7 protein-coding genes and 1 pseudogene are annotated in these 7,171 nt (G+C 71.3%); 2 read left to right on the top strand and 6 right to left on the bottom strand.

Annotation, left to right across the window (positions count from 1 at the left end; all coding sequences use genetic code 11):
- Window positions 1-20: 20 nt before the first annotated feature.
- Together AC5LSR_RS08365 and AC5LSR_RS08370 are read right to left on the bottom strand one after the other, a co-directional pair.
- Window positions 21-1,010, bottom strand: coding sequence for a hypothetical protein (locus AC5LSR_RS08365; RefSeq protein WP_250281314.1), 990 nt, complete (start codon window positions 1,008-1,010; stop codon window positions 21-23).
- Entirely contained in the window at window positions 1,007-1,564 is a 558-nt protein-coding gene (locus AC5LSR_RS08370; protein ID WP_445548532.1) for a SigE family RNA polymerase sigma factor, read from the bottom strand. The genes AC5LSR_RS08365 and AC5LSR_RS08370 overlap by 4 nt, the downstream gene beginning before the upstream one ends.
- 165 nt (window positions 1,565-1,729) lie before the next feature.
- Between AC5LSR_RS08370 and ccrA the strand changes: the two genes are divergently transcribed.
- Together ccrA and AC5LSR_RS08380 are read left to right on the top strand one after the other, a co-directional pair.
- Window positions 1,730-3,067 carry a crotonyl-CoA carboxylase/reductase gene (ccrA, locus tag AC5LSR_RS08375; protein WP_250281312.1) on the top strand — a complete coding sequence of 446 codons (1,338 nt, stop codon included), beginning with the start codon at window positions 1,730-1,732 and terminating at the stop codon, window positions 3,065-3,067.
- Between the two features lie 145 nt (window positions 3,068-3,212).
- Window positions 3,213-3,875, top strand: coding sequence for a sugar-binding protein (locus tag AC5LSR_RS08380; RefSeq protein ID WP_250281311.1), 663 nt, complete (start codon window positions 3,213-3,215; stop codon window positions 3,873-3,875).
- Between the two features lie 88 nt (window positions 3,876-3,963).
- Here AC5LSR_RS08380 and AC5LSR_RS08385 read toward each other — a convergent pair whose 3' ends face one another.
- The 4 genes and pseudogenes from AC5LSR_RS08385 to AC5LSR_RS08400 form a co-directional block, all read right to left on the bottom strand.
- Window positions 3,964-4,287: an Rv1322 family protein gene (locus AC5LSR_RS08385; RefSeq protein ID WP_250292481.1), complete on the bottom strand. Its 324-nt coding sequence runs from the start codon at window positions 4,285-4,287 to the stop codon at window positions 3,964-3,966.
- Window positions 4,284-4,784 (bottom strand): YkvA family protein, encoded by a 501-nt coding sequence (locus tag AC5LSR_RS08390; RefSeq protein ID WP_250281328.1) that lies wholly within the window; start codon window positions 4,782-4,784, stop codon window positions 4,284-4,286. Before AC5LSR_RS08390 ends, AC5LSR_RS08385 begins: the two co-directional genes overlap by 4 nt.
- Before the next feature lie 127 nt (window positions 4,785-4,911).
- Window positions 4,912-6,711, bottom strand: a complete 1,800-nt coding sequence (locus tag AC5LSR_RS08395) for a 3-hydroxyacyl-CoA dehydrogenase family protein (RefSeq protein ID WP_250281308.1) — start codon at window positions 6,709-6,711, stop codon at window positions 4,912-4,914.
- Window positions 6,712-6,947: 236 nt separating this feature from the next.
- Window positions 6,948-7,171 (bottom strand): annotated as a pseudogene (locus AC5LSR_RS08400) (hypothetical protein); the annotation flags it as partial.

The raw sequence follows: 7,171 nt of genomic DNA on the forward strand, positions 1-7,171 counted from the left end.
CGCAGGGCGAAAATCTGGGGCTAGCTGATGCCGCAGCCGGCGGTGAAGGGTGACGCGGTCGTGTTCAGGTCCACCGTCGCGGATGTGGGCGCGCCGACCGTCTGGAAGCTCTCGCCGGTCAGCCGCCAGGTCGTGTACGTCACCGAGTACGTCCGGTCACCGGCGGCGCCGCCGGTGGCGTTGCCGGCGGCGACGACCACCGTCCCGGGCGTCGGGCCGTCGCAGGTGAAGCCGTCGCCGTGGGCGCCCGCAAGACCGGCCGGCAGCGGCAGCGGCGGCCCGCTCAGCTGCCGCAGCTGCCTGGCCGCGATCATTTTGATCACGCCGAACGTCCTGGTGTCGGCGGCGTTGCCCCCGGTCTGGACGATCAGCTCGCCGTAGCCGTCGGCGTCGATGTCGACGATCGAGATGGTCAGTGGCGACACCACCTCCGACAGCGCCAGCGTGGCCGGCCCGAACCGGCTGAGCGTGACCACGAGGGTGTTGCCGGACAGCTGCGTCGTGTCGTCCGTGCCGTCACCGTCGACGTCGCCCTTTTTCGCCGGCCGGGACACCGGCTGCGGCAGGGGCGGAGAGTTGACGTTGCTGGGCGAGACGCTGGGCCGCCCGGCCGTCGCGCTCGGGGACGGCAGCGGGCTGGTCTCCGTGACCGGCGAGGTGGACAGCGACGAGGGCTGCGCGGTGATGGTCCCGCGGACCGGGCCGCCCACGCCGCCGCCATGGGCGGCCGACGAGGTCGGGACCCGCGCGGCTGTCGCGCCGGCCGTCTGCGCCAGCGGCGGCGTGGCCGGTTCGACCAGGGTGGTGGAGTCACGGGGCTCACTCACCACGTAGGCGATAGTGATCACACCCGCCAGCGCCAGCCCGCCGAAGGCGGCGGCCGGCACCCGCATCCGGCGCCGGCGGAGCACCCTGGCGCGGATGCGCGCGTACGCGTCCGGCGACGCCTGGAGCGGTTCGACCGCCTCGGCGAGACGCCGGCGTAGCTCGTCGGCTTCGAGCCCGGTCACCGCAGGCCCTCCAGCTTGCTGCCCAGTGCGGCGAGCCCGCGGGACGTGTACGCCTTCACCGATCCGACACTGCAGCGCATGACCGCCGCGGTGTCCGCCTCGGAAAGATCGGCGTAGTAGCGCAGGACCACGGCCTCCCGCTGGCGGCGCGGCAGCTCGCGCAGGGCCTGCACGACGGCGGCCCGTTCGACCAGGGCGTAGGCCCCCTCCTCCGCGCTGGCCGCGTGCGGCATCGGCTTGGGCGCGTGCTTGAGGGCCACGAGCCGGCGCCGCAGCGTCGAACGTGCCAGGTTGACGACGGTCTGCCGCAGGTAGGCGAGTGCCTTCTCGCGGTCCTGCAGGCGGCCCCAGGCCGCGTGCACACGGATGTAGGCGTCCTGGACGATCTCCTCGCACAGGCCGAGATCGTCAAGCAGGAGAGCGGCGAGACGGACAAGCGACCGGTAATGTTCCGAGTACAAAACGGTGAGGGCGGCGTCGGCGTCCCGCGCGACCTCGCTACGGGCGGCGTCGCTCCGCGCAGGCACGGGCCGCCACCCCTCCACGACTGTCATGGGCGCGGTCACACCGGATCAGACGCGCTCCCACCCCCAATGGTTGCTCTCACCTCAGGTTGTATCGCTTCCGGCCCCTAAGTACACCCCCTACTGGACGACTACTGGGCATACCCGCCGGTAGCATCTTGGCCCACGTCACACATGACGCATGGGAGGTCGATCGTGAAGGAAATTGCTGAGGCGATTCTTGCCGGTGACACCCCCCGGAAGGAGTTCGCGGACCTTCGCGTGCCCGAGCGGTACCGGGCTGCGGTGGTTCGCAAGGCGGACGTCAACATCTTCGCCGGACTCGCCTCCCAGGAGAAGGACCCTCGACGTTCCCTGCACGTCGAGGAGGTCGCCACCCCCGAGCTCGGCCCGGGCGAGGCGCTGGTCGCGGTCATGGCATCCGCGATCAACTACAACACCGTGTGGACGTCGATCTTCGAGCCGCTCTCGACGTTCGGCTTCCTGGAGCGCTACGGCCGGATCTCCCCGCTCGGCAAGCGCCACGACCTGCCGTACCACGTGGTCGGCTCCGACCTCGCCGGGGTCGTCCTGCGCGCCGGGCCCGGAGTGCACGCCTGGGCGCCCGGCGACGAGGTCGTGGCCCACTGCCTGTCGGTCGAGCTGGAGCGCCCCGAGGGCCACGACGACACGATGCTCGACCCGGAGCAGCGCATCTGGGGCTTCGAGACCAACTTCGGGGGGCTGGCCGAGCTCGCCCTGGTCAAGGCGAACCAGCTCATGCCGAAACCCGCGCATCTGAGCTGGGAGGAGGCCGCCGCCCCCGGGCTGGTGAACTCCACCGCCTACCGCCAGCTGGTGTCGCGCAACGGCGCGAACATGAAGCAGGGCGACGTGGTGCTGATCTGGGGTGCCAGCGGCGGGCTCGGCTCCTACGCGACGCAGATGGCACTCAACGGTGGCGCGATCCCGGTCTGCGTCGTCTCCTCCGCCCGGAAGGCGGAGATCGTCCGCCGGATGGGCGCCGAGCTGGTGATCGACCGGACCGAGGAGGACTACCGGTTCTGGAAGGACGAGCACAACCAGGACCCGAAGGAATGGCAGCGGTTCGGCCGGAAGATCCGGGAGCTCACCGGCGGTGAGGACCCCGACATCGTCTTCGAGCATCCCGGGCGGGAGACCTTCGGCGCCTCCGTCTACGTCGCCCGGCGCGGCGGGACGATCGTGACCTGCGCCTCCACCAGCGGCTTCATGCACTCCTACGACAACCGCTACCTGTGGATGAACCTCAAGCGCGTGATCGGGTCGCATTTCGCGAACTACCGCGAGGCGTGGGAGGCCAACCGGCTGATCGCCAAGGGCCTGATCCATCCGACTCTCTCCCGGGTGTACCCGCTGACCGAGACCGGGCAGGCCGCCCACGACGTCCACCGCAACCTCCACCAGGGCAAGGTCGGGGTGCTCTGCCTCGCCCCCGCCGAGGGCCTCGGCGTCCGCGACCAGGCGACGCGCGAGCGTCACCTCACCCAGATCAACCGCTTCCGCGGGGTGTAGGGGTATTGGATACGGGGTACCCGCAACGCCGGGTTTCTCGAGCACAAACCTGGCGATCGGCGCACTTTCCGGGAGACTCGATGTACGTCGGTTCACCGGCCCCGAGGAGGTCAACCATGGCAGTGGTCTGGCACGCTGATGTCCCATGACCGAACAAACCGATCTCATCCCGATGTCCGGTGGTGGGGACGCCTCGCCGGAGTTCGATCTGGTTCGTCGCGGCTACGATCCGCATCAGGTCAGGGCACATGTCAACTGGCTCGTCGAACAGCTGCGGGAAGCTGAGTCGCATCGGGCCGCGGCCGAGGCCGCCGCCTCGGAGGCCGCCATCGAGGCGGCCACCCTGCGTGACGATCTGGCCGCCAACCGGCCGGCCTGGGAGGAGTTCGGCGGGCGGATCACCAAGATCCTCCAGCTTGCCGAGGAAGAGGCCGCCGCCGTCCGCGCCGAGCGGACCCGGGAGGCCGAGGTCGCGCTGGAGGAGGCCCGGCAGACCCACGCCGACGCGCAGCGTACCCGCGAACGGACGATCCGGGAGGCCGAGACAAAGGCTCAGGAGATCGTCGCTACGGCGGAGGCGCAGGCGGAGCAGATCGTCACCAGCGCCCGGGAAGCGGCCGAGAGGGCCGAGAACGACTCCCGGCGCCGGCTCGCCGACCTCGGCCGGCAACGCGACCAGGTGACCACTCAGCTCGGCCAGTTGCGCGACCGGCTGGCCGCGGCGATGGCCCCGCTGGATCTCAGCGTGAATCCCGGCGTGGATCCGGAACCGGTGGACGCCGAACAGCCCGCCGCCGTCCACTCCTGACCCGGGCCCCGTCCGCGGGGCACGGGCCCGCGGCCGTATTCGGGCCGGGATCGCGGGCCGGGATCGCGGGCCGGGATCCCGGGCCGGATCAGCCGCCCGGCCGCGACCGGCCCGACGGATTCCGGCGGTCGCGATGGGCCCAGCAGATCGTGTGCCAGTGCCTGCGGTCGGCGACCTGGTCGTCCAGCCAGCACACCACGTGCGGGGTGGCCGGGACTATCTCCTGCTCGCATCCGGGACAGCGGTAGTACTTCCACGCGGCCGCGCCGCTGACCCGGCGGACGACCCAGTCGCCGTCCGGGTGCTGTTCGGTCGTCTCGGATCCGACGATCACGGGTGCCTGCGGTGCCTGCGATGCCTGCGCCTGCCCCTGCGCCTGCGCCCGCGCCCGTCGGGACCGGCGCCGGGTCATTGCGGGCGCGTCGCCGACGTCCGGTCGACGACCTCACCCTCGATGATCCGATGCGGGTCCGCGCCACCCGCCGGGGGACGCCGGGAAACGCCGATCCGGTTGGCGGTCGACGCGGCGATCGTCTTCACCAGCTTCGCCTTACGGATCATCCCCCGCGGCGACGACAGGGCGGCGGACGCGCCCAGCAGGAGCTGGAAGGCCCGCTCGCTGCCGCGCCAGTGCTCCCGCAGCACGGCCTCACCGGCACCGATCTCCAGCCGGCGGAACGCGAAGGCCACGATCGCGACATCGTCGAGCTGGCCCACCACCGGGATCAGGTTCGTCAGCCGGTTCTTCGGGGACACCAGATACGCCAGCGCCCCGGCCGCCTCCAGCTTGGCCGACTGGGAGACCCGCGGATCGGCCAGGACCTTCCTGAGCATCACCACGAAGTCGGGCAGGAACGTCACGATCTCGCGGCCCAGCTCCCGGACGGCGTCCTTGTCCAGCTTGTCCAGCGGGATCATCGCGGCATCCTCCGGGTGCGGCAGCAGGGGCCGGCGTGTTGGTGACGAATCACGCCGTACGGCGCCATGGTAGGCGACAGGGCCGACACCACAGCAGCCCCGCGACCGGTGCACCCGATCAGTGGACCCGGAACCCGCGCCGGGTCTTGCGGCCGAGATAACCCGCTCTGACAAGGTGTTCGAGCAGCGGAGCCGGCGCGTGGCCGGGCTCCCGGAACTCCTGGTACAGAGCGCGCTGGATGGCAAGCGTCACATCCAGGCCGACGACGTCGACGAGCGCGAACGGCCCCATCGGATGCCCGCAGCCGACCGTCATCGCCGTGTCGATGGTGTCGATGTCCGCGTAGTGGTCCGCCAGCATCTTCACCGCGTCGTTGAGGTAGGGGAACAGCAGGGCGTTGACGATGAAACCGGCCCGGTCACCGCAGCGCACCGGATGCCTACCCATCGCCCGTGCCACCTCGAAGGCCGTGGCGGTGACGTCGCCCGCGGTCAGGACGGTGGGCACGATCTCCACCAGGCGCATCACCTGCGCCGGGTTGAACCAGTGCATCCCCACCACGTCGGACGGGCGGGCGGTGGCGGCCGCGCACTCGACCACCGGCAGGGACGATGTGGTTGTCGCCAGCACCGCCCCCGGGCGTGCCACCGCGTCGAGCGCGGCGAACAGGGCCCGCTTGACCGCGAGATCCTCCACGACCGCCTCGATGACGAGGTCGCAGCCGGCGAGGGCGGCCAGGTCGGTGCTGCCCCGCACCCGGGACAGGGCGGCGGCCCGGTCGTCCAGGGAGATCCTCCCCTTCTCGACGCCCCGCTCGAGCGAGCCTTCCAGCTTCTTGCGGACAGCGGCGATCTTCTCCTCGCCGCGGGCGTGGAACACCACGTCGTAGCCGTGGCGGGCGCAGACCTCGACGATCCCGGCGGCCATCGTCCCGCTGCCGACGATGCCCACCGCCCGCACCGGCCGGGCCACCGGCCCTGTCACCGGGCCGGGCCCGCTCCCGGTGCCGGCCGCGGGCCCGGCCGCCGGCACCGTGTCGACGATCTCGGACGTGTCCGGGGCGGCATAGGTGTAGAAGCCGCGCCCGGTCTTGCGGCCGAGCATCCCGGCCGCGACCAGCTGCCGCAGCAGCGGCGCCGGGGCGTGCAGGTGGTCATGGGAGGTGCGGTGGACCGAGTCCAGGATCTCGTAGGCCGAGTCGAGCCCGATCAGGTCGAGCAGCGCGAGCGGGCCGATCGGGTGCCCGCAGCCCAGCCGCATGGCCGCGTCGATGTCCTCCCGGGTGGCGTAGTGCGCCTCCAGCATCCGCACGGCGCTGTTGAGGTAGCCGAACAGCAGGGCGTCGACGATGAAGCCGGCCCGGTCCGCGGCGATCACCGCGGTCTTGCCGACCTTCGTGACGAGGGCCTCGACGTCCGCCAGCACGGTGGCGTCGGTGACGACCGTGCGGACGATCTCGACCAGCCCCATGACCGGCGCCGGGTTGAACCAGTGGGTGCCGATGACCCGGGACGACCGGGACGTCCCGGTGGCCAGTTCGGTGACGGACAGCGAGCTGGTGTTCGTGGCGATGATGGTCCCGGACGGGCACAGCGCGTCCAGGTCGGCGAGGACCGCCCGCTTGTCCTCGAGCCGCTCGGGCACCGCCTCGATGACCAGCCGGCAGTCCGCCACCGCCGACAGATCGGTGCCGGCGTGGATCCGGGCGAACAGCGCGTCCCGGCCGGCCCCGGTCAGCTTGCCGCCATCGACCGCCCGGTCGGTCGAGTGACGGATCCGGCCGAGCCCCCGGGCCAGCGCCCTGTCGTCGTGCTCGACGCCCACCACCTCGATACCGGCGCGCGCCAGCACCTCGGCGATCCCCGCGCCCATGGTGCCAAGCCCCACCACGCCAACCCTCGTGAAGTCCCCAGCCATCCCGGACCACCCCTCTCGTCGTCGCTGTCGTCGTTGTGCCCACCAGCGACGCGCGGATGCTCCACCAGGTCTTCGACCCACGGCCCCACAACCGGCCACGCCACGTCACGTCAGCCAAAAAAGGAACAACCAACAGGCAATCGGGCAGCCGGCATCAACCAGGAATCGCCTTCGCAACCGAACATCGTATTCTCGACCGAACTCCGACGGGACAAGGTCGACATGACCCACCGAACCTATCCGGTGGAATCCTCCGGCCGGTGTTCCTGGCAGGACCGGTGTTCCTGGCAGGAGATGACCTGGTCGGGATCGTCCAGCCAGAACGCCTGGCCATCGGGAGTGACCGTCAGACCGAAACGGCTGTGGTCCGGCCGCCCGGCGTCGATCCACCAGCGGTAGGCCGCCTCCAGTTCCTCCCACAGCCGCCGCGGCCCGTCGTGGTGAACCCGCTGGCCGGCCG

The organism is Protofrankia sp. CiP1_Cm_nod4 (genome assembly GCF_982290645.1).

Coding starts and splice junctions, on each gene's coding strand:
- AC5LSR_RS08370 (WP_445548532.1), bottom strand. CDS start 1,564: ATGACAGTCGTGGAGGGGTGGCGGCCCGTGCCTGCGCGGAGCGACGCC.
- AC5LSR_RS08380 (WP_250281311.1), top strand. CDS start 3,213: ATGACCGAACAAACCGATCTCATCCCGATGTCCGGTGGTGGGGACGCC.
- AC5LSR_RS08385 (WP_250292481.1), bottom strand. CDS start 4,287: ATGACCCGGCGCCGGTCCCGACGGGCGCGGGCGCAGGCGCAGGGGCAG.
- AC5LSR_RS08395 (WP_250281308.1), bottom strand. CDS start 6,711: ATGGCTGGGGACTTCACGAGGGTTGGCGTGGTGGGGCTTGGCACCATG.